The organism is Roseibium sp., from assembly GCF_051016195.1.
GTDB lineage: Bacteria > Pseudomonadota > Alphaproteobacteria > Rhizobiales > Stappiaceae > Roseibium.
This window is the reverse complement of record NZ_CP134616.1, coordinates 1,035,292-1,060,232: the sequence shown is the minus strand read 5'-3', so window position 1 is coordinate 1,060,232 and position 24,941 is coordinate 1,035,292. Positions and strand designations below refer to the sequence as shown.

The following is a 24,941-nucleotide window of genomic DNA, read 5'->3' as shown; positions in this document are numbered from 1 at the left end:
GGACGCCTGTCAGTCTGACTGAAAATCAACATCTAAAAGCTAGCATGTTTTTTCCGGTTCAATTCCAGCACGGAATCACGCACGGAAAAACATCTGCAGTCTCATATAAGCGCCGCACCTTTCAACCAACAGGAAAAAGTGCCCTGCCGGGATTTGGCGCGGGATTGATCTGCGCCATGGTCTTTTTGTGTTGGCTGGGACAAGATGCACTCAGCACGCCTTTTCAGGAGCCGCCGATGTTCGAATCTGCCCGCTTGCCGCAAAAAATGACCAAGAAGGAATTCAAGAAGCTGGAACCTGAATTGAGGGAACAGCTTCTCGCAGCCCAACTTCCGATGATCGAAAAGCAGCCTTTTTCGACACTGATCCTGGTGGACGGACTGGACGGCGCGGGCAAGGGCGAGGCCGTCGCCCGGCTTTATGGCTGGATGGATGCCCGGCATCTCGTGTGCAATGCCTATGGCGAACCCACCGATGAAGCTCGTCTGCGTCCGCCGCTTTGGCGCTACTGGCGCGACCTGCCCGCAAAGGGCGAAACGGCAATCGTGTTCGGAAGCTGGTATCAGACCGTTTTGAGAGACTGGATTTACAAGAAAATCGATGACGACGCCTTCGAAAAGGCCCTTGTGCGCATTCGCAGGTTCGAGGAGATGCTGTCCAAAGAGGACATCCTCATCCTGAAATTCTGGTTCTACCTGCCGAAGGACATTCAGAAGGAACGTCTGAAAAACATCGAGAAGAAAAACAGTGCACGCCATGTTCTGGCGGACTGGGCGGCCCTGAAACATCACAAGAAGGCGAGCGAAGCCGGTGAAAAGATTGTGCTGGAAACCAGCAAGGGATATGCGCCCTGGTTCGTCATACCCTCGCAGGATGCAGAGTATCGCGATGCAGCCCTGGCGCAGACGGTTGCCCGCAACATGAGCCTGAAACTGGATGACGGCGAAGCGCAATCGGTTGCAGCACCACCGGTTGTTGGCGGTCTGCAGAAAGAGTCAGCCGTCGACAACATCGATCTCACCGCGTCTCTCGACAAACCCGAATACGAGAAAAAGCGCCGGGAATACCAGGACCGTCTGTCCGGACTTTCGGACCGCAAGTCCATGTCGAAGACTGGCGTGGTGCTTGTGTTTCAGGGCAACGATGCAGCGGGCAAGGGCGGAGCGATCCGGCGTGTGATCCGGCCACTCGACCCCCGCATTTACAAGGTGCATCCGATCTCGGCCCCGTCGGACGAGGAAAAGGCACGGCCATACCTTTGGCGTTTCTGGCGCCGCGTGCCGCGCAAGGGGCATTTCGCCTTCTTCGACAGGTCCTGGTACGAACGGGTCCTCGTTGAAAGGGTCGAGGGTTTTGCCGGGCACGATGACTGGCTCCGGGCTTACAACGAAATCAACGAATTCGAGCAGGAACTCACCGATTTCGGCTACATCGTGTGCAAGTTCTGGCTTGCGATTTCAGAGGACGAGCAGCTCAGGCGCTTCAAGGCCAGGGAAGACACGGCCTACAAGCAGCACAAGATCACGGACGAGGATTGGCGCAACCGGCTGAAATGGGACCAGTATGCGATCGCCGCCGGAGACATGGTTGACCGGACTTCGACACACTATGCGCCCTGGACGCTGGTCTCATCCGAAAACAAGCGCCATGCGCGCATCGAGGTTCTCAGAACGATTTGCGAGCGTCTGGAGGAAAAGCTCTAGAGCGCACCGGCAAGATAGTCTATGGCCGCCTGAACACCGCCCTTGCCATATGGAATTTCAAGCCGTTCGAAGCCGAGTTCGATGGCCGACAGTGTTCCCAGAAGCATGACCGCGTTCACATGACCCATATGGGCTATGCGGACGCCCTTGCCCGAAATCTCGCCGATCGTCCCGCCGATCGTGACGCCGCAGACGGTTTTGGTGAACTCGCGCAGAGCGTCGGCATGCCCATTTTCCAGCCGGACGACAGAGACGCTGTTGGAGCGCGCGTGCGGTTCACTGATGTTGAAGTTGACAGCACCACCTTCCGACCATCGGGCAATGGCCCTGCGCGTTGCCTCGCCGAGAAGGGCATGCCGGTGCCATGCCTGTTCGAGCCCCTCGTCGAAGAGTATCTCCGCAGCCTTTTGAAACGCGTAGAGAAGGTGCTCCGGCGGTGTGCCGCAATACTTCTGATAATGCTCCGGGCCCTTCCGGAACGTCCAGTCGGTGTAGTTGGTTCTGAGGTCTGCCGTCTCGTGAGCCTTGTCCGCTTTCGGTCCGGCCGCAACGAACGACAGGCCCGGCGGGCACATCAGGCCCTTTTGCGAACCGGTCAGGGCCACGTCGACACCCCAGGCATCCATCTCGAACGGCATGCATCCGAGCGATGCGATCGTGTCAACCATGAAAAGGGCGGGATGTCCCGCAGCATCAATGGCTTTCCTGAGGGCCGCGATATCGTTCCAGACACCGGAAGCCGTGTCGACCTGAACAACAAGGATGGCCGAAATTTCGTGGTTGATGTCCTGCCTGAGCCGGGCTTCCAGTTTTCCCGGGTCGACGCTGCGATCCCAGGCTCCTTCCAGAATTTCAGCCTCGAGACCGGTGATTTCCGCGGCTTCGCCCCAGCCAAGCGCAAATCTTCCGGACTCCAGAACGAGAATTTTGTCGCCCCGTTTGAGCGTGTTGCACAGCGCGGCGTCCCACGCCCCGTGGCCATTGGCGGCATAGATATAGGTTCTGCCCTCGGTGCGGAAGAGCCGCTTGAGACTGTGCAGGCAATAGTCTGTCGTTTCGAGCAGCGGGCCTTCGTAGATGTCGACAGCAGGCCGGTGCATTGCCCTGAGCACCTCCTCCGGAACGTTGGTCGGACCGGGAATCATCAGAAATTCTTTGCCGTGGCGAAGTGGCATTCGGTTTCCTTTTGCGAAAAGCGGGTTGTGCCGGCTGATGCCGCTATGTCGAAACCCGGTGGCAGGGCAACTGTCAGAAAATTGCCTGCTCCCGCGCAAACGTCAAGAGAGCTGCTCCCGATCGTGTCCTCGGATCGGATGGATCTTGCGTGCCAGTGCTGTGTTGTCGGCTCGCGAGCGCGTCTGCGGAAGTCTTCTGTCCATCAAAACGACATCAGATAGGGTTATGTTAACGGCGTATGGTGTAGTGGTTTTGGTCGCAGCCGGGCTGGAATTGCGTTTTTTCGCAAGGCAGTCGTCGCGCGGTCATAAGGAAAATGTCTTGTTTCCGTTAAGTAATGTCTTCAAGTTAACGGTGACTTGGTTTCGTCGGTTAGGCGTTGCAGCATGATTTTGGTCGAAGAAGGACAGAGCCCGCTGATCCTGTGCCTGCCTCATAGCGGCACGGACATTCCGAAACCTGTGTCTGCAAGGTTCAATGCAACCGGGCGCCTGCAGGCTGATCTTTCCTGGCGTCTGGAGAGGCTTTTCAGCTTCAGTGCAGACCTTGGTCTGACCGTTCTGAGGTCATCGATTTCCCGCTATGTGATTAACGCGGACAGGAATCCGGCAACGCCGCTGGCATCTGCCACAGATCCTCTTGCCGCGCTGTGTCCTGTAACGACCCTTGACGGAAAACCGATATACCAGGACGGCGAGGAGCCCGGGCCGACCGAGATCGAGCAGCGCGTGCTGCTGTTTCATACCCCGTACCACAAGGCCCTTCGGCAGCAGATAGACCGGCTGATGCGCAAGCACGGCGCGGTCATCTTCATCGACTGCCAGTCGATGCGCTCCAACATAAAGGGCGTGACGGGCAAGGGGTTGCCCGAGTTGAATATCGGCAGCGCCGACGGAGCGTCCTGCGATGCCGATCTGCGCAATCTGTTCGTTGGAACGCTGAGCGGATTGAAAGGACTTGAGCTTGGTGTCGACACCCATACCAGGGGGGGCTTCCTGATCAATTCTTTCGGCAGACCCGAGCGCGGTGTCAACGGAGTGACCCTTCTGCTCGCGCAGCGCGCCTACCTGCGTCATGAATCGCCGCCGTTCGAACCGGACAAGGCAGGAATGACGCGGCTGCAGGAGGTGCTGACGGACTGTTTTTCCAGCCTGATCGACTGGGCGGAAGAAACGGGACGCGAAAGAAAACGCAATTCGGTTGAGGCACGGCCTGGTCCGGCCGCTCCGGAAGAAGCATCCGGATCGAGCGTCACCAACGACGGCGACGCAACCGTTTCTGATGCCGGTGATGATGCGGCTGTCGTGGAAGCAGACCACCGGTCTTCCGATGAATCCGGCGCGGAGCCGCCGCAGACCGAGCCGGACAGCGGATCTGGCCCGCCGGCGAAGCAGGAAGCTTCACCCGGAAACGAAAAGCCGATTACGCTGCTCGTTGCCGAGTGAGTTTTCGGACGCTTAAGCGCGACAACACTGCCTGAAACGAAAAGCGCGGGAATTGCCCGCGCCTTGTCTGTTCCGATCCGCGATCAAAAGAAGGCCTGAAGCCCGGTCTGTGCCCGTCCGAGGATCAGCGCGTGGATGTCATGCGTGCCCTCGTAGGTATTCACGGTTTCAAGGTTCTGGCTGTGGCGCATGACATGGTATTCTTCCTGGATGCCGTTGCCGCCATGCATGTCCCGCGCCTGGCGAGCGATATCGAGCGCCTTGCCGCAGTTGTTGCGCTTGATGATCGAGATCATTTCCGGCAACACCTGCCCGGCATCGAACAGCTGGCCGACCCGCAGGGCCGCCTGCAGACCAAGAGCGATCTCAGTCTGCATGTCTGCGAGTTTTTTCTGGAACAACTGGGTCTGCGCGAGAGGCCGCCCGAACTGTTCGCGCTCCAGCCCGTACTGGCGCGCACGAGTCCAGCAGTCTTCCGCGGCACCCATGGTGCCCCAGGCAATGCCGTAGCGGGCGCGGTTGAGACAGCCGAACGGACCTTTCAGACCCGACACGTTTGGGAGAAGGGCATCTTCGCCGACTTCCACGTCATCCATGACGATCTCGCCTGTGATCGATGCGCGCAGAGAGAGCTTGCCGCCGACCTTGGGTGCGCTCAGGCCCTTCATGCCCTTGTCGAGCACGAAACCCCGGATGGCCCCGTCATGCGCTTCGGACTTCGCCCACACCACGAAGACATCCGCAATCGGGGCATTTGAGATCCACATCTTGCTGCCGGTCAGCCGGTAGCCGCCATCGGTCTTGACGGCGCGCGTGCGCATGCCCGCCGGATCGGAACCCGCATCGGGTTCTGTAAGGCCGAAACAGCCCACATATTCACCGCTTGCAAGCTTGGGCAGATATTTCTGCCGCTGTTCTTCCGAGCCGTAGGCGAAGATCGGATACATCACGAGGGACGATTGCACGCTCATCATGGAGCGGTACCCGGAATCGACGCGCTCGATTTCACGGGCAACGACGCCGTATGAGACATAGGACGCGCCTGCGCAGCCATAGTCTTCCGGCAGCGTGACGCCAAGCAGTCCGAGTTCGCCCATTTCGTTGAAGATCGCCCGGTCGGTGGTCTCCTCGCGATAGGCATCGATCACGCGTGGCAGCAGTTTATCCTGAGCATAGGCGCGTGCCGTATCCTGGATAAGCTGCTCGTCTTCCTGCAGTTGATCGCGAAGATGAAAGGGATCCTGCCAGTCGAAGGCTCCGCCCCCGGATGGGCTGGATTTGATCTGTACGGGTGCATTCATGGATCGTCTCCTGTGCCGGACACCGGCAATCGTGGCGATGACTGCGCGCAGTTTCTTTGATCGCGGTGCAGCCTGAGATCATTCTGATTTCGCCAGTGTGTCCCCTTTTGCGTTTGCGTAAAAGCGAAACCTGGTTCAACATTCATGACAAAATGGAATGAACCGGAAATTCGAATGAGACGTGCCTTCATCCCTTCCGCCGACACGCTGATCGCTTTTGAGTGCGCAGCGCGCCACTTGAGCTTCACGCGTGCAGCCGAAGAGCTTCACCTGACCCAGGGAGCGATCTCCAAACAGGTCCGGCATCTTGAAACCCGGCTGGGCGTGGAACTTTTCCGAAGGGTGCGACAGCGTATCGTCCTGACCGACGCCGGGCGCATCTACCTTCACGACATACGCGGCGCCCTGGAGCAGATGACATCGGCGACGCGGCAGGTGATGTCCTATGCGGGCAGTGCGGATGTTCTGAATCTGGCGGTGTTGCCGACCTTCGGAACGCGCTGGCTGGCGCCGCGCCTGGCAGAGTTCGGCCGAAAATATCCTGACGCGGGCCTCAATTTGAGTGTCCGTCTGCAGCCGTTCGACTTTGATGAAGAACCCTTCGACGGTGCCATCCATCACGGTGATCCTGTCTGGGCGGGTGCAATCGCGGAAAGACTGTTTGCGGAAGAAGTTATTCCGGTTGCCTCGCGCATCTTCAAGGAACGCCATGACATCCGCTCGCCGCAGGATCTGGCACGTGTTCCCCGTCTCCAGCTCGCAACACGGCCCCTGGCGTGGCGGCAGTGGTTTGATCTCGCCGGCGTTGAAACCGATACCGCCTTTCAAGGTGCGCGTTTCGAACAATTCGTCATGATTTCCGAAGCGGCGATCCATCACGCCGGCGCCGCCCTCATGCCGAAACTCTTTATCGAGGACGAGTTGGCGTCCGGCCGTCTCGTTCGCCTGTTCAACCTCTCACTCGATCAGCACACTGCCTACTATTTCGTCTATCCCGAAGGCAGGACGATGCGTCCGGTCGTGTCCGCGTTCCGGAAATGGTTGACGGAAGAGGCCGAAACCGCTCGGGTAAGACGGGAGACCATGCTTCCCGAATGAACCTTGGCCTGAACGGTTGCGACATGACTGGAAAAGAATGAGAAATTCAGACAAACAGCATCTCCGGGTGATCCTGAACGGCAAGTCGGCTGGCCGGAATGATGTCCGTGCGGCCATAAGCGCGGTGCGCGACATGGGTCACGACGTATCGGTTCGGGTGACTTACGAAGCGGGCGATACCACTCGTCTTGCAAGGGAAGCCCTTGCCGACCATAAACAGCAACGCATCGATACGCTGGTAAGCGGCGGTGGCGACGGCACGATCCATGAAGTGGTCGACACGGTGCTTCATGAACTCGGTGACAGAGACAGGCCACCCTTCGCATTTGCCGTTCTTCCGCTTGGAACCGCCAACGATTTTGCCCGGCATATCCGTTTGGATCCGGCGGATGTGTCCGCCTGTCTGCGCTTTGCTGCGCGTGCAAGCGCCAAACCCATGGACGTGGGCGAAGTCAACGGGTGCTGTTTCGTCAACATGGCGACCGGCGGCTTTGGCACGCAGGTGACGTCACAGACCGACCCCAACCTGAAACGGGTGCTCGGGGGGGCGGCCTATCTGTTCACCGGTCTGCACCGGTTTTCCGAATTGTCGGCCTGTGAAGGCCAGATCGAGGCGGAGGACTTTGTCTGGGAGGGGGCTTTCATCGCGCTTGCCATCGGCAACGGCCGCCGGGCCGGCGGCGGCATCCGCCTTTGCCCGCGTGCCAAACTCGATGACGGTCTGCTTGATCTCACGATCATTCCCTTTCCAAAGTCGGGAAAGGTGTCCGATCTGCTCTCGACGCTGCTGGAGAACGGTGTCGACGGCATGAAGCATGGCATTGTTCAGCGCAGGGCGAGAGACATTCGGATCCGGACGGCAAAACCGGTTCAGTTCAATCTCGATGGCGAGCCCATGAATGGACAGGACTGGAAGATTGGGATAAGGCAGCACCTTATTGACATGCGGCGATAACCGTGTCGCGACAGCCGCTGACCGCCAGAGAAGATCCCGACGCCCTCATGGACGAGTACCAGCTCAAGAACCTCCTGAAATTCGCCCCTGCGCGTCTTGGGATCGTCCGCAAAAAACACCTGTTCATTCACATTCCGAAGAACGGTGGAATGAGCATTCGTCATGATCCCCAGTTGAAGGATCGCATTGTGCTGGCCAACAGGCGGCGACTGGAGGGCAAGGGCTACGCCGACGGTCTGAAGAAGCATATGCAGCAAATGGGTGGCCAGCCCGGTTATGAACACGCCCGCTATCGGGACGTCGATATTTCGGTGCGAAAGGGCACCATCGCGTTTGCCATTATTCGAAATCCCTGGTCAAGGACAGTCTCGCGCTTCAAATTTGCCTTGCAGACACGGGCATCGGGCGGGCCGGATGCGCCCAAATACGACCGGAGCGGCTTTGAGGTGTTTCTGGAAGAACGCCATAGGTGGGGAGGCGAAGACTACTTCTGGCATCGCGCCATCCGGGGCTGGTATCCGCAGGTTGACTATCTGGTCGACGAGGAGAACCGGATTTCCATCGACGTGCTGCGCCAGGAACATCTGACCGAAGAGATGGGGCGCTACCTGTCGCTCGAGAGCGAACTGGAGCGGAGAAACGTGAGCAAGGTTACCGGTTCGGACTATCGTGATCTGTACACCGACAAGACGATACAGATCATCGCCGACTGGTACGCTGCCGACATTGAGCGGTTCGGCTTCGATTTTGACTCCGCAGCGGTGCGGAACACGCACTTCACCGATGGCCGGGCGCAGGCGGACAGCGTCCTATGACGCAGATCCCCATCGACAAACGTCTGGACACCGCATTTGCGTCGCCGGACGTCCACGATCTGACGATCCCCGGCGACGGGGTGGTTGCGGTGATCCTTGCCTATAATGAGGCACTCCGGTTTCCGTATTTTCTGGAGCATTACCGGAAGCTCGGCATCGCCCACTTCATCGTCATCGAAAACAACTCGACGGATGGCACCCGCGCCTTGTTGTCCGAGTGCGCCGACGTCAGTGTCATCGGAACGGAAAAACCCTACAGGGATCACAAGTCGGACTGGCGGCAGCTGATCTGTGAGCGCTACCTGGAAGATCGCTGGGTGATCTTCCCCGACGTCGATGAACTTTTTGTCTATCCGGGCTGGCCGGACCGGTCGATCGGCGATCTGGTGCGAGACCTTGACGGAAGCCGATACCGGGCCCTGTTTTGCCCCATGGTCGACATGTATCCGAAAGGGCCGCTGAAGGACCTGACATACACGGCAGGCGACAGCTTCCTGGACACCAGCCCCTATTTCGACGGAACCGGCTACCGCTATTGCCCGCTCAAGGGAAGTCACCGGAAACGCTACAAGACACCGTCGCGTCACGTCTTCGGCGGAACGCGTGAGCGTCTGTTCCATCAGGATGCCAAGCGTCGTGCGAGCGCTTTCGACCGTGCATTGATCAATCGCTTCTTTTCAATCCGCTCGAATGCGCCGGAAACGTCTACCGGCCGTTTCATCGATCACCTGGTGTTCAAACTGGTCAAGAATGCGCTTCCCGACACGGCAGCTGTTCAGAGCAAAATCCCCCTGATCAAGTGGCGGAGTGATTACAGGTTTTCAGGTGGTGTTCACGGCATCGACAAAGGGATTCGCGTCGCTCCCGATTGGGGCACCCTGCTGCACTTCAAGTATCTCGACGACTTTCAAAGCAAGGTCACTGAGGCGATCGCGCGCAAGCAGCACACGGACGATGCGGGTCACTATCGCGACTACAATGCGCAGATGGCCCTTCTGATGGAAGAAGGACTGTTCGGGTCCTGCAGCAAGAAGTTCACCGGGACGGAGAGCTTGCTCGAATTCGGTCTGATGAAACACGTTGGAGACAGCATTTCGCTACGCTGATCGGTCTAGTCACCTGAATCTGAAGTTCGACTCATTTTGCAGCGATCTTCGAACGAACTTCAAATTCACCGCACTAGCGCTCGGAAATCAACTTTCCGAACTCCTCGACATAGATTTCCGTCTTGCGCATGTGGTCAAAATTCTGCTTGGCGTAGGCGAGGGCTGCCTCGGATACCTCGGGAAGCTTTTGCGGGTTTGCCTCGATATCCGCAATTGTCCGGGCCCAGTCTTGCGGCGTGTTGGCCGACAGGAAACCCGTTTTGCCGTGCGTGACATAAGCATTCATCGGACTGACGTCGGAAACCAGGACAGGCAGTCCGATGCTCATGGATTCCACGATGGTCTTTCCAAGGCCTTCGTAGTCCGCGCAGTGGCACAGCAGATCATGGTCGGCGAGCCGGCTCCAAAGAACGTCTTGCGCAAGGAACGGGCAGAACTCGACGCGCTCCTCCAGTCCAAGCCGGGCCACTTTCTCTTTGGATTCGCCCAGCTTCTTGCCTTCCCCGATAAAGGTCAGTGAAACCTTGCTGTGCGCGCCCAGCAACGACATGGCATCGATCAGGATATCCTGGCGTTTGTGGTAATCCGCAAACCGTGATGCCATGACCAGTTTGAGCGGCGCCCCGGCCGTATAGGTCCTCGGGGGTACGTTTGCCTCTGCCTTTGTTCCCACGTCGAGGACGAAGGACCTCTTGAAATCGACATCCATGTCCAACTCGTTCAACTTCTGCCGGACCATCGTCTCCAGGTTGTCGTGAATGAAATTGACGCAGTCGATGGAATTGAAGGCCTTTTGATATCGTGCTTTCCGGTTGGGGCGCTTCAGAATGTCGTCATGCCAGGCCAGCCCCGCCATGCGCATTACCACGCGAAGGCGCGGGGAGTACTTTCGCGCGAGCAGCGCAAGCTGCAGGTTCCGGAGTTCGAAGAAGCAATACAGGATGTTGATCTTGTTTATGAGGATGACAGTCAGCAAGGCAAGGACCCTGCTTTGCCTGCTGCTCACAAATCGCGAGAAGAAGAGCGTGTTGTAGCCGTGAAGCCGGACACCTTTCTCGCGTGCTCGCTCGATATCACCCTTCGCCGCTGTCTCGCACAGATAAACGACGTTGTGTCCGAGGGCGCTCATGTTTTCCGCCATCAGACGGCACGAGGTCTCCGCTCCCCCGCCGAACGGCTTGTCGCTATAGGGATTTTTTGACGTTAGGAACAATATGTTCATGTGGTTTTGCTCCTGACGTGGATTGAGGGGCACCGGGCTCCGGGTCGCGCCTTGCGCGTGGCGTTTTCCCTCTTACTGGCGCAGTGAGGTGCACGCTCACGCCTTGTGGATCTTGCCGTCGAACAGACCGTTGCGGTTGCAGACATTGCGCGTATCCACGATCAGTCTTGCATGCTCCACAATCAGGGCCCAGTCGATTGCATCGTGGTCAGTTGATATGAGGACCGCGTCGAAGGATTGCAGCGTTTCGGGTGTCAGATCCACGGATTTCATGCCGCGCATGTGCGGATAGGACCGGGTCTGCGGAACCTCGGCAATATGGGGATCGTGGTACTCGACATTGGCCGAGCGCGCCGCGAGAAGATCGATAAGCTTCAATGAGGGGCTCTCCCGCATGTCATCGACATTCTTCTTGTAGGCCATGCCGACCACCAGGATATTCGAGCCGTTCAGGCCGCGCGAAAAACTGCCGTCCAGCGCACTGGCGAGCTTGTTGATGACGTGATGCGGCATCGCCGTGTTGATCTCGCCGGCGAGCTCGATGAACCGGGCCGCGACCTCGTATTCGCGTGCTTTCCATGTGAGGTAGAACGGATCGATCGGGATACAGTGTCCGCCGAGACCCGGGCCGGGATAGAACGGCATGAAACCGAACGGCTTGGTCTTCGCCGCGTCGATGACGTCCCAGATGTCGATGTCCATCTTGTCGTAGATGAGCTTCAACTCATTGACGAGCGCGATGTTGACGCTCCTGAAAATGTTCTCTGTGAGTTTGACAGCCTCGGCGGTTGCGGCGCTCACAACGGGGACGACCTCGGAGATCAGGGTGCCATAGAGAGCGCCGACAAGTGCCCGGGATGCGGCGTCGTCCGCACCGACGATTTTCGGGATGGACCTTGTCTGGTACTCGGTGTTGCCCGGATCTTCGCGCTCTGGCGAATAGGCCAGGAAAAAATCGTCGCCACAGACAAGCCCGGCTTTTTCAAGGATCGGTTTTACGAGTTCCTTCGTTGTTCCCGGCCAAGTCGTGGATTCCAGTACGACGAGTTGTCCCTTGCGCAGGCACAGCGCGATTGCCTCGGCGCTGCGTTCCACGTAGACGAGATCCGGTTCGCGTTGCTTGCTCAATGGCGTCGGAACCGCGATCAGGATCGCGTCCGGTTTGCCGAGTTCCGAGAAATCATCCGTCGCCCGGAATTTGCCGGCCGATACGGCGGCTTCGATGACCTTGTCGTCGATATGCTCGATCCCGGACCGGCCCTTGTTGAGATCGGCGACGCGCGCACCGTTGATATCAAAGCCGAGGACATCAAAGCCTTGTTGCACTGCCGTCAGCGCGAGCGGAAGCCCGACATACCCGAGACCGACGATCCCGATCGTATAGTTTCGGTCCGCAATGCGGGTCAGCAGGTTGGTAATTTCGGGCGGGAATTCCTGTGAGGGCGTCGACAAGGTAACCTCAAATACAGCCAATTTCGTCGAATGAGATGAGTGAGGCGTTGTTTGCCACACCCTGTCTCAATTGCAAGTCTTATTCGATACGGCCCTGCCACTGCGGCTTGCCGGCTGGCCGCACAAATCCTGTCTCGCGTGTGCATCCAGCCTGTGGTCACCTGTCACGAAGAGATATCTGTCCGCTGTTTCAAATGCGCGATCAAATCCGTGGAGACCGAGTGCATGGCACCCCCAAACTCCGCTCTCTGGTATGTCTCGTCGTCCGCAAGTCCCGGGTAGAGGCCTGTCTGGCTCGGGTTCTGATATCCGGGGAACGTATAGTCCACAAACCTTTGCTTCAGATAGGCCATGACCGTATCTGCATCGGCCGTGTCCTCCTGAAGAAGATCTTCGAACGAGTCAACGTTCGAAAAATCTGCAATGTTCGGGCAGCCCGAAAACCAGCTGTGTCCAAATATCAGCGCGTTTTTGCCGATCAGGGCGGCTTCGAGGGCAGCGGTTCCGGTAATGGTGGCCGTTATCGCCGCAGTTCTGATGAGACTTGCAGAAGAAACTTCCTCGTTGTCGGCCAGTTCGACACCGCGAATGGACCTGATTGCGTGATAGATCGTCTGGCTTCGGCCCAGATGCCCGCGGTTTGAACTGTAGAGCTGGGAAGGGTGCTCACGGACATAAATCGAATGGCTTTGCGGCAGCTTGTCTCTCAAAGCGGCAAGCGCGCGTATCTGATCGGTATGGTCCAGACCGTCAGGATTGGTCGTTCGTTCCGGCTCGTATTGCAGGGCGAAATAGACGAAAGGTCTTTCAAGATCGAGCCCTTTGGTGGTCAGATCAGACAGTGTGCCCTGCAGGCCGGACAGAAACGCCCGTTTTGCCTGCTCTTTCCGATATCCCTCCGTGACGGAGAAATACTTGGACGGTTTCAGCAGACGCCGGAGCTTCCCGCGCGTGTGTTTCCTGGCATAGGAAAGGAAACGCGTGTCCGCTGACGCATCTTTCGCTTTCTGGGCCTGCATGTAGGACGGTTCCCAGGCCTCCGTTGTCCGCGCCGTGACGGTGTTGGCATATTGCGTGACGAAGCTCCACATTCTCGCGTCGACGGTTTCGTCACGAGGCCCGGTATAGGGGATGATGGCGTCGTTGAGGCCCTCGCGCAGATAAAGCCCGCCTGACAGCGGAAACCACCCGAACGAGTACGCCGGAACACCGTATATCCTGCAGAGTTCGAAAAGAATGTAAGACGTGTATGCGTGAGGAGACTCAATGGTAAGGAAAAAATCGGGCCGAAGCCGGTTTATCTTTTCTATCCCCCAAAGCGCCGCCGCATGAAAAGCAGCTTCACGATCCACCCTTGACCAGGTCTTGTCCGGGTCGATGCGATCCATCATCTTCAGCGCATTGTCCTTGACGCGATGCAGGTCCGGGGACTCGAAAAAGGACAGGTTGTCAGTGGATGAAGCCGCGAGTTGCAGATGCGGCGCGTAGCGCAATCCGTCGAAGTCCGCGACTTCGCAATCCGGGAAGGCATCTTGTGCGCCGGCTTCCAGTCTCGGGTCGCCGATCCACAGGCAGGGACGCGCGACATTGGTCCGCGAAAGCCCGATTGCCAGGTCAAGCCAGAGTTGACGGCCGGGCATCGAGAAGAAGTATTTCAGCATGACCGGGCTCCCTTCGACAGGGGACATGTCAAACCCGGTGGCGGAATGTCGGAGCAAAGCGGCGTGAGGGTCCGATCCGATGCTTTGTGCGGTCGAATTGGGTCCGGCACTGTCATGCAAATTTCCAAAGCGGCAGCACCGACGACAACGACGATTGATTTGAGGCGACAAAAAGCGCGCACTCGTTCCGATCGCGCATATGACTGTTGAGGGCGTCGATGTAACTGCCGACGGTGTTCTTGGAGTGGGACGTATCCATCATCGTGTGGATATTGTGCTCATGCGGTCCCGGCAAGGCGTATTTCGCGCGCGCGTCCGCATAGTCTTCAATGTCGAAAAAGTGCTGTCCGGCGGTCACATCGTTCATGTCGATTCCGCAAAGGACGATCTTCGTGTAGCCCATTGCATATCCGAAGGAGGTCAGCAGACCCAGGCTGCCGCGCCACTTGACGAAATATGGCGGTATGTGGTCGTGCTTGAAGAAACCCAGATTGGCGGTGAACTCGATCAGTTTGTCCGGGTCTATTTCACACTTTGAATGAATCGGAAATTCATTCATGAAATAGGTGCTTTCCTTGTCGAAAACGCTTTCGATGATCGGCACGTACTTGTCGGCATGCGCGCCAAGCAGACTGCCTCTCAGCATGAAGGGAACATCCCGGTATTGCGCCCTCCGGTCGCTCAGGAGATCCGAGATGTTCTTTTCCCGGTTGGGAGGGAACTGAAACAGATAGAAGCTGGGCACGAAATCGTGGATCATCCACCAGTTGAAACCGACGGAATCGTGTGTGCCGATCATCTCGAGGTCGTCGGAAGTCAGTTCGTTGATACTGGGCCCGCTGCCCAGGATGAACAGGGTATCGGAGGTTTTCCGTTTCGTGAATTCCCGGGTGATCGGCTTGACGCCGATGCTGGAAAGCCGATCCGATGTGGACTTGATATTGTTCAGTTCCTGAACGGTGTATTGAAACGTGTCCACCGTTTTGGTCTTCGGCTTGGAGCGGCGGAATAAGCGCATCATGTCCTTGTCCCGGAAACTTCGGCTTCCGTGTCCTGCAAGAGTGCCTCAGTCGGTGTTCATTTCGATGGCGTCGAGTTTCACGGGCGTGTTGGCGTCCACAGCCTCGCGGACCTTCTTTCCAAGGATGGCGTCGAGGTGTTTGGGCGCGGCGCCGTAGCCCGGGCGCACCGAGCGAACCGCGTCGGGAGTTATGGTCTCGCCTGCTGAAAGAGATTTCACGAAATAGAGCGATCGCCGGAACTGCACATTTCCGCGTTCGCTTGATTTGCCTCCGTAGGCGACGCGGCCAAGGGCGGTCCAGGCCGTCTTCGCGTCCCTGCACAAGGCTGCAAATTCTGTCGGTTCAAGCGAAAAGCTGTCGTCAGGGCCGCCACCCGTCCGGTCGAGCGTGATGTGCTTCTCGATGATGGAGGCCCCGAGTGCGACCGAAGCGATTGCCGTCGTGTTGTCGAGCGTATGGTCGGAGAGGCCGATCGGCACATCGAACCTGGAAATCATGTCGGTGAGGGTTGCCAGATTGTAGTCCGACGGCGGTGCCGGGTATCCTGAGACGCAGAGCAGCAAGGCGAGATCCTCACATCCACCGTCTTTGGCGGCGGTCACCGCCTCCTGTATTTCCTGGAGGTTGGCCATGCCGGTGGAAATGATCATGGGCTTGCCCTTCGATGCAACATAGCGGATCAGGGGCAGGTCAATGGCCTCGAAAGAGGCGATCTTGAAGGCCGGGGCACCGAGATCCTGCAACAGGTCGACGGCAGTGAAGTCGAATGGTGAGGAGAAAATGCTGATGCCGCGGTCGGTCGCGTGCGCAAACAGCTTCTCGTGCCACTCCCAGGGTGTGTGCGCCCAGTCATACAGTTCATAGAGACTGCGTCCTTTCCAGGGACCGTCGCCGATCTGAAATTCCGGAGCATCGCTCTTCAACGTGATTGTATCGGGACGATACGTCTGGATCTTGACTGCGTCCGCTCCTGCATCCTTGGCGATGTCGATGATCGACAGCGCGTTTTGAAGATTGCCGTTGTGATTGGCAGACAGTTCCGCGATCACATACGGAGCGTTTCCATGGCCGATGTTTCGATCGTTGATAGCAAAGGACATCAAACACCCTGAATCGTGAGTTGGTAGGTTGCAAACGGGCCGTCTTGCGAGTGCGGCCGGAAACCGGCGTTTGTAAACGCCCTGATCGATGCGTGATTGTCTACGTTGATTTTCGCTCTTAGTTTTCCGACACGCATGCCGATCGCATAGTTTTCAGCCTTTTGCAGCACTTTTGTACCAATTCCCTGACCTTGTGCAAGCCTGTCCAGGCAGATGCTGATTTCGGCGCCGTTGTCCGGGGTTTTGTCGAAACGCAGGTAGCCCAACCCGCAGCCGCCGATCATACAAATCAACATTTGGCGCTGCGGATCGGCAAGTGCGGTCTCGAACCATTTGTAATGCTGCTGGTATGTCGGCCTGTCGTTGCTGAGGAAGAAGCTCTCGTCCTGGATGGCATTGCGCCAGTCGAACACCCGCCTGGCATCGCCGATCGTGGCAGGTCGCAGATCCAGATCTCCGGTCAGCAACTGGGAAACCACGCGCCAGCTTCCGTCTCCGTCGCAGATTGCAGCAGCGCTTTCAGACATTTCCGTTCTGAATGCAACGGAAGCCAAACGGTCAAGCGCCTCGGCGAGGACGTTTGACCGGAGACTGTCGGCGACAAGCGAGGCCCCAGACCGGGACACGACGCGCGCGACCTCCGACTGGTTCTGAGCCAGGACAACGATAATGGAGGGCAGTCCGAGGCAACATCTCTCCCAGGTTGACGTGCCCCCAGCGCCGATTGCGATGTCGGCCTCTGACATCAGGTCTGCCATGTTGCCGACATCACACAACACATCGCAGCTGAACGGGACGTTTGCGGCAGTTTCCCGCACCGTCTCAAGGTTCGGCGCATGTCGTCCGAGGACCACGGTAACGCGGGTTTCTTCGGGCAACCCGGCCTCTGCGAGACTTGTGAGGATGCCGGTTGTGGCGTTGTCCAGGTCGACCCCGCCCATCGTCACCAATATGTTGCGAACGGCCGGCCGGTTGCGGCCCAGAAGCGCTGTTGGGCGGGCATTGGAGAACTCCTCCCGCAACAGCGAATACCGTGTACCGGCCAGGATCTTGCAATTGGCCGGTACAAGATCTCTGTAATCCTCTTCCGATCGTCCGGCTGTCTGGTCAAGCAGCAGGTCAGCGCAGTGTCTGCGGTCCGCAAGGTCGTCAATGACGAGCAGCCTGCAATCGGCATTCGACCGAAGCTCCCGCTCCCAACGTTCATCAAAAGCGTAGTGATCCAGCACGATCCAGTCTGGTTGGAAGGCCGCGACAGCGGCCTGGCACTCGGCGGCGTCCACCTGCCAGGAGACACCCGCCCAGGCGGCATGCGCCGGACCGGAGGATGTTTCAAATCCAGGCTCGGGAACAGGCAGGCGTTTCACCTGAAAGCCGAGCGCTTCAATTTGCTCCGCCAGATGTCCCTGAAGGTCTCGTGTCACGAACAGGCATTCGCAGCCGGCGTGTCGCAAGGTGCTGGCCAGGGTCAGGCAGCGCATGACATGCCCCGTTCCGATTTGCAGGGAGGCATCCGCCCTGAACGCAACTTTCAGCGGCGTCACCAAGAGGTCCAGCCCCCGTCCACCGCCAGATCGGCTCCGGTGATGTAGGAAGACGCCGGCGACAGCAGAAACACGACGGGCCCTGCGAGTTCGTGCGGTTGTCCGGTCCGTTTCATGGGGCATTTGCCCGCAATCTTGCCGACGAGTTCGGGGGCGTCGGCCTGCACCTTCGGCGAGGGAAAGGGTCCCGGAGACAGCGTGTTCACCCGAATGTTCTCGGCGGCAAACTCACAGGCTGCGTAACGGGTGAACTGGCCGAGCGCCGCTTTGGCTGCGCCATAAAAGGGCGGATTGCTGGAGGATTTGCCGGCGTAAATGGCGATGTCGGGGCTCACGTTTCCGTACATTGATCCGATATTGACAACAGACGCCTCTCCGGCCGATGCCGCAGCATGTCTCAGGTTCGGCAGCAGCGACTGAACAAGTCTCTGAGCGGAAATCACGGCGACTTCATAAGCGTCGCGCCATGCGTCCGGCGACGCGGTTTCGACGCTGCCCGCGCCTCCGCTGTAGGCGTTGTTGACAAGACCATGCACGGGAGCGTCCGCTGCGTGGGCTACGAGACGGTCAATGCCGTTCTCATCCGTCAGATCGCAGGCAAAGAACCTGGCGTTGATGCCCGCCTTCGCAAGTTCTGAGACAAGTTTCTCACCTTGCTGTTCCTGCCTTGCCGTAAGCAGGACTTCCGCACCGGCCGCGCCGAGGCCGTGTGCAATGGCGGTGCCCAGATGTCCCGTTGCTCCAGTGAGCAATACCGTTTTGCCGTTTAGTGAAAATGTTCCTGCAGGGGTCATTCGAACGGCCGTTTCCATTTTGCGGGGTCGAGGGTCTGCTCCGGAACGACAGGTCTCGTGTCCCCAATGAGCCTGAGCTGTTCGTCGCTCAAGGTGGAAGTATTGAACAGCGCGATGGTTTCAAGCAACTGGGATTGCGACGCGCTGCCGACAACGACGGCGTCGGCCCAATCCTGCGCGCGCGCCCAGGCGAAACACAGGTCGGCAACAGAACTCCGCCCCGTCTGCTTCCGCATTGCGCCGAGCCACTCCACGATGGGCTTGGCATCGCTGACATGCGCGCGCGCCCACAGGGTCGGGTCTCCGGTTGTCAAAAGACCCTGCAACAGGGAAGACCGGACATGCACGGTGATCGTTCTGAGTGACCGCGCCGCCCGCAGGGCGCCGAGCGCGTCCTCCCAGCGATGATCGAGCGGGTTGGCCGGGATCTGCAAATGTTCCACGTCTTCGAAAGTCAACGCCTTGAGCAATTCGTCCGGGTTTTGAACAGAGACACCGAGGCGCGCAATCTGTCCCCCGTGTTTCAGTTTCAGGAGATGCTTCCAGACAATTCCGCCATGTGCGTCGAGATGTTCGGCCCGGTGGAGCAGCAGCGTGCCGAGCGTCTCGGTACCGAGATTGACGATTGATCTCAGAACGCTGTTTTCCACGAGTGGGCCGATGGCTTCCGGTGCAACGCTCGGATCAAGCGCGCTGAGCTTGGTCACGACCTCGATGTCGTTGTCGGCAGAGCCTTTTCGAAAGCGTCCGATGATCTGCTCGCTCAGCCCGTAGTCCCGCGCAGTGTCAACGCACTTGAGGCCGTTCTCGACCGCGCAATTGAGCAACTCGAGCGATCGGCTCTCGGAAAACGCCGTGTCGTTGGTGACCCCGTAAGCCATGCCCAATTGGGCGCCGCCGAGCACAAGATCGGGTATCGCGGGTGGTTCGGTCTCCGTCTCCCCGAGTAAACCGACGAGATCGATCCATGAAACGCCGGCAGGATCGGGAAAGGTCCGGAACAGGCTTGCGATCTTCAGGTAGTCCGAAATCGTGTCGACGGTTACCGATCGGGTGTCCAGGTTTCTTGGAGCATGTGCGGTGTAGAGAGCATCGTCGCCCTGGGACCTGATCCAGGCAGTGACGTGCTCCCGGTCAAAACTGGAACGCGCCGATGCCGCCGCCTGCTTCAGGAGGCCGGCCCGGGTGACTTCAAGACTGACGCCATGGGGCAACCCGGAACCTTCGCCATTCGTTCGGATGTAATTCAGCCCCTCGGATACAAAATGGTTTACGACTTCGTCGATCAGCGCGCCGTCGGGCACGGGATTGTCTGCTGTCAGCCGAACAACGGGTGTGTCATCGGAAAGATCAGCCACGATGCGCGCAAATCGCCCGAGCACATCTTCCAAAGACCCCCGGACGGTCGGGATGCCGTAGTCGGCCGCACAGGCGCACAGAAGATCGTCGCTTGGATCGTCCGATGTCGCGATGAGGACGTGCCGTCCGGTATTCGCGGCACGCTGCGCAACGAGGATCGCCATCGGAATGCCGTTGATCGGCAGGAGCACTTTTCCCGGCAACCGGCGTGAGGATGTTCGCGCCTGGATGATGATCTGGGTCACCGGGGAATCTCGCGCGCGATCACCTCCGCAATATAGTCCTGCTGTGCATGCGTCAGATCGGGATAGAGCGGGATCGAGACCGCACAGCGATAGTATTGCTCGGATTTCGGAAAGTCGCCCGGATTGAACCCGAGATCGCGGTAATAGGGTTGAAGGTGAACCGGGATGTAGTGGACGTTCACGCCGATATCGTTGCTGCGCAGGCTGTTGAAAAAGCGTGTCCTTGCATCTTCCGCCTGGCTTTCAAGCTGAATGACATAGAGATGATAGGATGAGCGGCAATTCTCGCGGCAGACAGGCAGCGTCAAAGGAAGGTCTTTGAGCAACGTGTGGTAACGGTCGGCCAACGAGTTCCGGCTCTCGACGAAGGCATCGAGGCGATCCATTTGGCTCAGACCCAGCGCGGCCTGCAACTCGGTCATCCGATAATTGTACCCGAGTTCCAGTTGCTGATAGTACCACGGGCCATCTGATTCGCCGCGCATCAGGCCCGGATCCCGGGTCACACCATGGCTTCGAAACCGCCGCATCCTTTCAGCGAGTTCGGCGTCGTTCGTGAGGGCCATGCCGCCTTCGGCCGACGTTATGATCTTCACCGGGTGAAAGCTGAAAACGGTGATGTCCGAATAGGTGCAGCAGCCGACCGGCTGATCCTCGTAGGAGGCTCCGATCGCATGGCTTGCGTCTTCGACAATCTTGACGCCGTAGCGCCTTGCAAGGCTCGACAGACGTCTCATGTCAGGTGATTGCCCGCACATATGCACCGGGGCGACTATCTTCGGCAGCCTTCCGGATTTTTCTGCGGCAATCAGTTTTTCTTCAAGCGCATCCGGGCACATGTTGAAGGTTGCCGGATCGATGTCCACGAAATCGACATCGGCGCCAAGATATCTCGCGCAATTGGCTGTTGCGACAAAGGTAATCGGCGTGGTCCAGAGCAGGTCGCCCGGTCCGAGCCCGAGCGCCGCGACGGCCGAATGCAAGGACGACGTGGCAGAATTGGCCGCAACGGCGAACGCCGCACCGACTTTGTGCGTGACTGCCTTCTCAAAGTCCGGGAGCACGCTTCCCTGCGTCAGAAAGTCGGATTTGAGCACGCCGACCACGGCGTCGATATCGTCCTGGCTAACGCTCTGGCGGCCGTAGGGTATCATCAGATCGCGCCTATTTTTCCGCGGTTTGCGTCAATCCACGACGCCAGGGCTTCTTCGCTCATCCAGTCGGGATTGTTGTCGCTGGAATAGACGAAATCTTCTGCGACCTTGCGGCCGTCCTTGATGCGTTCGCTTGTCGTGTCCCAGTTGTGAATGCTGGGCAGGATCTTGTAGTGGTGATCGTATTCGTATGTGTGCAATGCGTCTTCGGCGCCAACCATCTGCTCGTGCAGCTTTTCGCCCGGTCGGATTCCGACAACTCTGGTCTTGGCTTCCGGTGCGATCACCCTCGCGATGTCCGTAACCTTCATGGAAGGGATCTTCTTCACATAGATTTCGCCGCCGACCATGTCTTCGAAAGCATGCCAGACCAGTTCCACACCCTGGTCGAGCGTGATCATGAAGCGTGTCATGCGCGGATCGGTGATCGGCAGCACACCTTCGTTCCTGATTGACATGAAGAAGGGGATCACCGAGCCCCGCGATCCCATGACGTTGCCGTAGCGCACGACGGAAAATCTGGTGCCGTCGCCGCCTGCATAGGAATTCCCGGCAACAAACAGCTTGTCGGAGGCGAGCTTGGTGGCCCCGTACAGATTGACCGGACTGGACGCCTTGTCTGTTGAGAGCGCCACCACGCGCTTCACGCCGTTGTCGATCGCGGCATCAATCACATTCATGGCGCCGTTGATATTCGTTTTCACGCATTCGAACGGATTGTATTCCGCAGTCGGCACGATCTTGCTGGCTGCCGCGTGAACGACGTAGTCGACGCCGTTCATGGCCCGATAGAGTCTCTCCCGGTCGCGGACGTCGCCAATGAAGAAGCGCACCCTGGAATCGTTCTGGAACAGCTTGGCCATTTCCCACTGTTTCATTTCGTCCCGCGACAGGATCATGATCTTGTTGGGATTGTGCTGTTCGAGGGTGAGGCGGACGAACGCGTGGCCGAAGGAGCCCGTCCCGCCGGTTAGCAGAATGTTTTTACCTTCGAACAACAAGGGGTCTTTCAGCATTTTGAGCGGGGCCTAACTCTTAGTCTGCGGTCCAATTCGGGCTGTGCCAAACACACCGGAGGCACGGGACGATCTTTCCTGGGAAGATTACGCGATTTAAAGGCATTGACTATGGTTGTCTAGCAAGACGCGCAGTCGGCTCAGAAGATAACCACGGCACCGCCCGGAAAAAACAGCAGCGTATCCGTATTTGGCCCGGATCTCAGCTGTTTTTCCTTTGTACCCTGGCGGCAGTGCGTTGCAGGAAAACTTGAACCGTGTCAACAACAAGCGGCCAGATCGGCCTGCCGGAATGGCGGACAGACGGGACGTCCAACGTTTGGTCTCGACTTTGGGTCCGTTGAAAAGTTAAACGTTGTGTCGCGACATGCGCGACAGGCTGAACGTGGGTGAAAGGCCTGTGGTGCGAAGCTCCGGTCGAGACTTGCGTGCCGGAGAGGGAATGGAGAAGGCCCCTGAGTACTGTGGGCCCTGTTGATGCAATTCCGCGGTTCAAGCGCTCGGTGAACCGCAGATTGTCAATTGATTGAAGCAAATACAAAAATGACCAACTCGATAGTATCGCACAAACGATGAGCATAGCTTACCGGCCTGAAATCGATGGCCTTCGGGCACTCGCCGTTTCCTCCGTTTTGTTCTCACACGCGAAGTTCGAAGCATTTTCGGGCGGGTTCGTCGGTGTCGATATTTTCTTCGTGATCAGCGGCTTCCTGATAACCAGCATTCTGTTGCGGGATCATGCGGCAGGGAACTTTTCATTCTTCGATTTCTACGTGAAGCGCATGCGCCGGCTGTTGCCGGCCCTGTTTGTGGTCTTGTTCTTTTGCTTTCTGTTCTCATACGCGTTTCTGCCTGTCGAACGGCTGCGGGATTTCGCTCGAACAACGATCACTGTTGTTCTCTTCTTCTCCAATTTTCATTTCATGGGTCAGGGCGGCTATTTTGACCTTGGGGACAAGTTCCAGCCCCTGCTGCACACGTGGAGCCTTGGGATCGAGGAGCAGTTCTATATTGTCTACCCGATATTCTTTGTTCTGCTTCTGGCGTGGTCGCGAAGGGCCCTTGTCACCGGTCTGATCATCGTCTTCGTGGCGAGCATCGTCCTTGCCCAGTATCTTTCGGCAGTAGACGCGCGGGTGAATTACTTCCTGCCGTTCACAAGGGCCTGGGAGCTTGCTGCCGGTTGCCTTCTTGCGACCGTCAGCACTGCATTGCTGGGCCGCGTCCCCCGCATCTGGCGTGAAGCCGCAGCCCTGTCCGGTGTCGTTGCCATAGGCGTTTCCGTTACACTGCTGACACCCGAGTTTGCCTATCCGAGTTTTTGGACGTTGATACCGGTTGCGGGCACCGTACTGGTTCTGGCGATGGCCGACGGGCAGACCCTCGTCGGAAAACTTCTGTCGATGAGGCCCCTCGTTTTTCTGGGGCTGGTCAGCTACAGCCTTTACTTGTGGCACCAACCGGTCTTTGTGTATTCCGGCTTCGTTTTTGGTGCTGAGAACATCTCACATCTGGGATACGCCGCGCTCATCTTGTTGTGCGTCCTGCTTGCGACCGTCTCCTACATTCTTGTCGAGACTCCGGTTCGCCGGCGGCGTTTTGCCAGGGGAGCGCCTCAGCTTGTCGCCGTCTGTGTCTCAGCCGCGCTGGTGTTTGTTGTGTCTTCGCGTCTGACCGTCATCCATGGAAAACAGGCCTTGCCATTCCGGTCGGCCGCCGTGATCGACATGGATACGCGTCTCAGGAGGAATTTCGGCGTCTCGACGGACTGCGGCCGTTGGCGGGATGGCGCGGAATATTGCAGGACCTCGCCCACGCCGACGATAGCGGTCTGGGGAGACTCACATGCCCGACATGCTGCCAGTGCCGTTCTGGCTGCAAACCCGGATGCATCCATCATTCAGTTTTCCGGCAGCGGTTGCCCGGCACTGCTTGAACTTGCCAGCGCACGAAGAGGTGCCGACTGGGCCCGCAACTGCCTTGCGTTCAACCGCAGTGTCATGGACTGGTTGGACAACAATGAAACCGTGGAACATGTTGTTCTCGCTTCCGCTTTGCTTGACTTCAAGGGAGGCCAGCAGGTCCTGAACGGCGAAGACAGCGTGATCCGATCCGATTCCCGCATGATTGCATCCGGATTGACCGGGCTGGTTGACTGGATCCGCGCGCGCGACATGGAGCCCTTCCTTTACTCGTTCACGCCGACGAACGGCATCAATATCGGCTATTGCTACTACCGGATCGTGCTCTTCGGCAGGGAGCCGACGCATTGCGATATGGACACTGAAGATATGTTGCGGTCCGCCGGCGATCGTATCGAGATTTTCAAGGCCGCAAGTGCTGGCGTGAATTCCCTTTATTTGCCGGACCTTCTGTGTTCTGAAACAGGTTGCGGCATGATGCCGGAGGGCACGTTTCTCTATAATGACGGCCATCACCTGTCCTATGAAGGGGCCGCGCATGTGGGCAAGGCGTCAGACCTCTACAAACGGGTCAAGGGAGAGATCACCGCGCCCCGGTAAGGCGCGCGGCAGGCGAGGTGCTCGAACGAACCGGATCCCGGTGCACCTTCACGCGGTTCGCCGGTCGCGTTGGCCATCCCGTTCGGCCTCTTTTTCCGCAGTGCGCTGACCTGGGAGACTGAGCATATTTTCTAGCCCTCGGTTGGATAATGAGCTATTGCAGCCGTGAAACGAGTGCATCTGGCACGGTGTTCGTGAACACGGCTCTCCAGACTCGCTGCTATGTCCAAACTCCCACCGGAGACAAATGC

General features: G+C 58.2%; 19 protein-coding genes. 7 read left to right on the top strand and 12 right to left on the bottom strand.

The window, feature by feature from the left end; translation table 11 throughout:
• Positions 1–236: 236 nt before the first annotated feature.
• On the top strand, positions 237–1,703 hold the full coding sequence (pap, locus tag RDA78_RS04830) for a polyphosphate:AMP phosphotransferase (RefSeq protein ID WP_434054224.1): 1,467 nt from the start codon (positions 237–239) through the stop codon (positions 1,701–1,703).
• Here pap and RDA78_RS04825 read toward each other — a convergent pair.
• A complete protein-coding gene (locus tag RDA78_RS04825) occupies positions 1,700–2,878 on the bottom strand; it encodes a pyridoxal-phosphate-dependent aminotransferase family protein (RefSeq protein WP_434054223.1) in 1,179 nt (392 codons plus the stop codon). The genes pap and RDA78_RS04825 overlap by 4 nt on opposite strands.
• 387 nt (positions 2,879–3,265) lie before the next feature.
• Between RDA78_RS04825 and RDA78_RS04820 the strand changes: the two genes are divergently transcribed.
• Positions 3,266–4,324: an N-formylglutamate amidohydrolase gene (locus tag RDA78_RS04820; RefSeq protein ID WP_434054222.1), complete on the top strand. Its 1,059-nt coding sequence runs from the start codon at positions 3,266–3,268 to the stop codon at positions 4,322–4,324.
• Between the two features lie 83 nt (positions 4,325–4,407).
• Here the strand turns inward: RDA78_RS04820 and RDA78_RS04815 are convergent, their stop codons facing one another.
• Positions 4,408–5,625, bottom strand: a complete 1,218-nt coding sequence (locus RDA78_RS04815) for an acyl-CoA dehydrogenase (protein ID WP_434054221.1) — start codon at positions 5,623–5,625, stop codon at positions 4,408–4,410.
• A gap of 174 nt (positions 5,626–5,799) precedes the next feature.
• Between RDA78_RS04815 and RDA78_RS04810 the strand changes: the two genes are divergently transcribed.
• Genes RDA78_RS04810 through RDA78_RS04795 form a run of 4 tightly spaced genes read left to right on the top strand, consistent with a single transcriptional unit; the run spans position 5,800 to position 9,599 of the window.
• Positions 5,800–6,723 (top strand): LysR substrate-binding domain-containing protein, encoded by a 924-nt coding sequence (locus RDA78_RS04810; RefSeq protein ID WP_434054220.1) that lies wholly within the window; start codon positions 5,800–5,802, stop codon positions 6,721–6,723.
• 37 nt (positions 6,724–6,760) lie between these two features.
• Positions 6,761–7,678 carry a lipid kinase YegS gene (gene yegS, locus RDA78_RS04805; protein WP_434054219.1) on the top strand — a complete coding sequence of 306 codons (918 nt, stop codon included), beginning with the start codon at positions 6,761–6,763 and terminating at the stop codon, positions 7,676–7,678.
• A 2-nt stretch (positions 7,679–7,680) separates the two neighbouring features.
• On the top strand, positions 7,681–8,493 hold the full coding sequence (locus tag RDA78_RS04800; RefSeq protein WP_434054218.1) for a hypothetical protein: 813 nt from the start codon (positions 7,681–7,683) through the stop codon (positions 8,491–8,493).
• The gene (locus tag RDA78_RS04795; RefSeq protein ID WP_434054217.1) at positions 8,490–9,599 is read left to right on the top strand and encodes a glycosyltransferase family 2 protein; all 1,110 of its coding nucleotides are present in this window, start codon (positions 8,490–8,492) and stop codon (positions 9,597–9,599) included. Before RDA78_RS04800 ends, RDA78_RS04795 begins: the two co-directional genes overlap by 4 nt.
• A gap of 73 nt (positions 9,600–9,672) precedes the next feature.
• Here RDA78_RS04795 and RDA78_RS04790 read toward each other — a convergent pair whose 3' ends face one another.
• The 10 genes from RDA78_RS04790 to pseB form a co-directional block, all read right to left on the bottom strand.
• On the bottom strand, positions 9,673–10,821 hold the full coding sequence (locus RDA78_RS04790) for a glycosyltransferase family 4 protein (protein WP_434054216.1): 1,149 nt from the start codon (positions 10,819–10,821) through the stop codon (positions 9,673–9,675).
• A gap of 96 nt (positions 10,822–10,917) precedes the next feature.
• Complete coding sequence (locus tag RDA78_RS04785) at positions 10,918–12,273, bottom strand: nucleotide sugar dehydrogenase (protein ID WP_434054215.1); 1,356 nt, start codon at positions 12,271–12,273, stop codon at positions 10,918–10,920.
• 164 nt (positions 12,274–12,437) lie between these two features.
• Positions 12,438–13,934: a hypothetical protein gene (locus RDA78_RS04780; protein ID WP_434054214.1), complete on the bottom strand. Its 1,497-nt coding sequence runs from the start codon at positions 13,932–13,934 to the stop codon at positions 12,438–12,440.
• A gap of 112 nt (positions 13,935–14,046) precedes the next feature.
• Complete coding sequence (locus RDA78_RS04775) at positions 14,047–14,955, bottom strand: hypothetical protein (RefSeq protein WP_434054213.1); 909 nt, start codon at positions 14,953–14,955, stop codon at positions 14,047–14,049.
• 45 nt (positions 14,956–15,000) lie between these two features.
• Complete coding sequence (pseI, locus tag RDA78_RS04770; protein ID WP_434054212.1) at positions 15,001–16,056, bottom strand: pseudaminic acid synthase; 1,056 nt, start codon at positions 16,054–16,056, stop codon at positions 15,001–15,003.
• A complete protein-coding gene (pseG, locus tag RDA78_RS04765; protein ID WP_434054211.1) occupies positions 16,056–17,600 on the bottom strand; it encodes a UDP-2,4-diacetamido-2,4,6-trideoxy-beta-L-altropyranose hydrolase in 1,545 nt (514 codons plus the stop codon). Before pseG ends, pseI begins: the two co-directional genes overlap by 1 nt.
• On the bottom strand, positions 17,597–18,394 hold the full coding sequence (locus tag RDA78_RS04760) for an SDR family NAD(P)-dependent oxidoreductase (protein ID WP_434054210.1): 798 nt from the start codon (positions 18,392–18,394) through the stop codon (positions 17,597–17,599). Before RDA78_RS04760 ends, pseG begins: the two co-directional genes overlap by 4 nt.
• A complete protein-coding gene (locus RDA78_RS04755) occupies positions 18,391–19,998 on the bottom strand; it encodes an aldo/keto reductase (RefSeq protein ID WP_434054209.1) in 1,608 nt (535 codons plus the stop codon). The genes RDA78_RS04760 and RDA78_RS04755 overlap by 4 nt, the downstream gene beginning before the upstream one ends.
• Positions 19,995–21,152, bottom strand: coding sequence for a UDP-4-amino-4,6-dideoxy-N-acetyl-beta-L-altrosamine transaminase (pseC, locus tag RDA78_RS04750; protein ID WP_434054208.1), 1,158 nt, complete (start codon positions 21,150–21,152; stop codon positions 19,995–19,997). Before pseC ends, RDA78_RS04755 begins: the two co-directional genes overlap by 4 nt.
• Positions 21,152–22,150, bottom strand: a complete 999-nt coding sequence (gene pseB, locus RDA78_RS04745) for a UDP-N-acetylglucosamine 4,6-dehydratase (inverting) (protein WP_434054207.1) — start codon at positions 22,148–22,150, stop codon at positions 21,152–21,154. Before pseB ends, pseC begins: the two co-directional genes overlap by 1 nt.
• Positions 22,151–22,740: 590 nt before the next feature.
• Here pseB and RDA78_RS04740 point away from each other — a divergent pair.
• The gene (locus RDA78_RS04740; RefSeq protein ID WP_434054206.1) at positions 22,741–24,690 is read left to right on the top strand and encodes an acyltransferase family protein; all 1,950 of its coding nucleotides are present in this window, start codon (positions 22,741–22,743) and stop codon (positions 24,688–24,690) included.
• Positions 24,691–24,941 lie beyond the last annotated feature (251 nt).

Coding starts and splice junctions, on each gene's coding strand:
- RDA78_RS04810 (WP_434054220.1), top strand. CDS start 5,800: ATGAGACGTGCCTTCATCCCTTCCGCCGACACGCTGATCGCTTTTGAG.
- RDA78_RS04825 (WP_434054223.1), bottom strand. CDS start 2,878: ATGCCACTTCGCCACGGCAAAGAATTTCTGATGATTCCCGGTCCGACC.
- RDA78_RS04815 (WP_434054221.1), bottom strand. CDS start 5,625: ATGAATGCACCCGTACAGATCAAATCCAGCCCATCCGGGGGCGGAGCC.
- RDA78_RS04795 (WP_434054217.1), top strand. CDS start 8,490: ATGACGCAGATCCCCATCGACAAACGTCTGGACACCGCATTTGCGTCG.
- pseI (WP_434054212.1), bottom strand. CDS start 16,056: ATGTCCTTTGCTATCAACGATCGAAACATCGGCCATGGAAACGCTCCG.
- RDA78_RS04740 (WP_434054206.1), top strand. CDS start 22,741: ATGAGCATAGCTTACCGGCCTGAAATCGATGGCCTTCGGGCACTCGCC.
- RDA78_RS04820 (WP_434054222.1), top strand. CDS start 3,266: ATGATTTTGGTCGAAGAAGGACAGAGCCCGCTGATCCTGTGCCTGCCT.
- RDA78_RS04760 (WP_434054210.1), bottom strand. CDS start 18,394: ATGACCCCTGCAGGAACATTTTCACTAAACGGCAAAACGGTATTGCTC.
- RDA78_RS04780 (WP_434054214.1), bottom strand. CDS start 13,934: ATGCTGAAATACTTCTTCTCGATGCCCGGCCGTCAACTCTGGCTTGAC.
- RDA78_RS04775 (WP_434054213.1), bottom strand. CDS start 14,955: ATGATGCGCTTATTCCGCCGCTCCAAGCCGAAGACCAAAACGGTGGAC.
- yegS (WP_434054219.1), top strand. CDS start 6,761: ATGAGAAATTCAGACAAACAGCATCTCCGGGTGATCCTGAACGGCAAG.
- RDA78_RS04790 (WP_434054216.1), bottom strand. CDS start 10,821: ATGAACATATTGTTCCTAACGTCAAAAAATCCCTATAGCGACAAGCCG.
- pseC (WP_434054208.1), bottom strand. CDS start 21,152: ATGATACCCTACGGCCGCCAGAGCGTTAGCCAGGACGATATCGACGCC.
- pap (WP_434054224.1), top strand. CDS start 237: ATGTTCGAATCTGCCCGCTTGCCGCAAAAAATGACCAAGAAGGAATTC.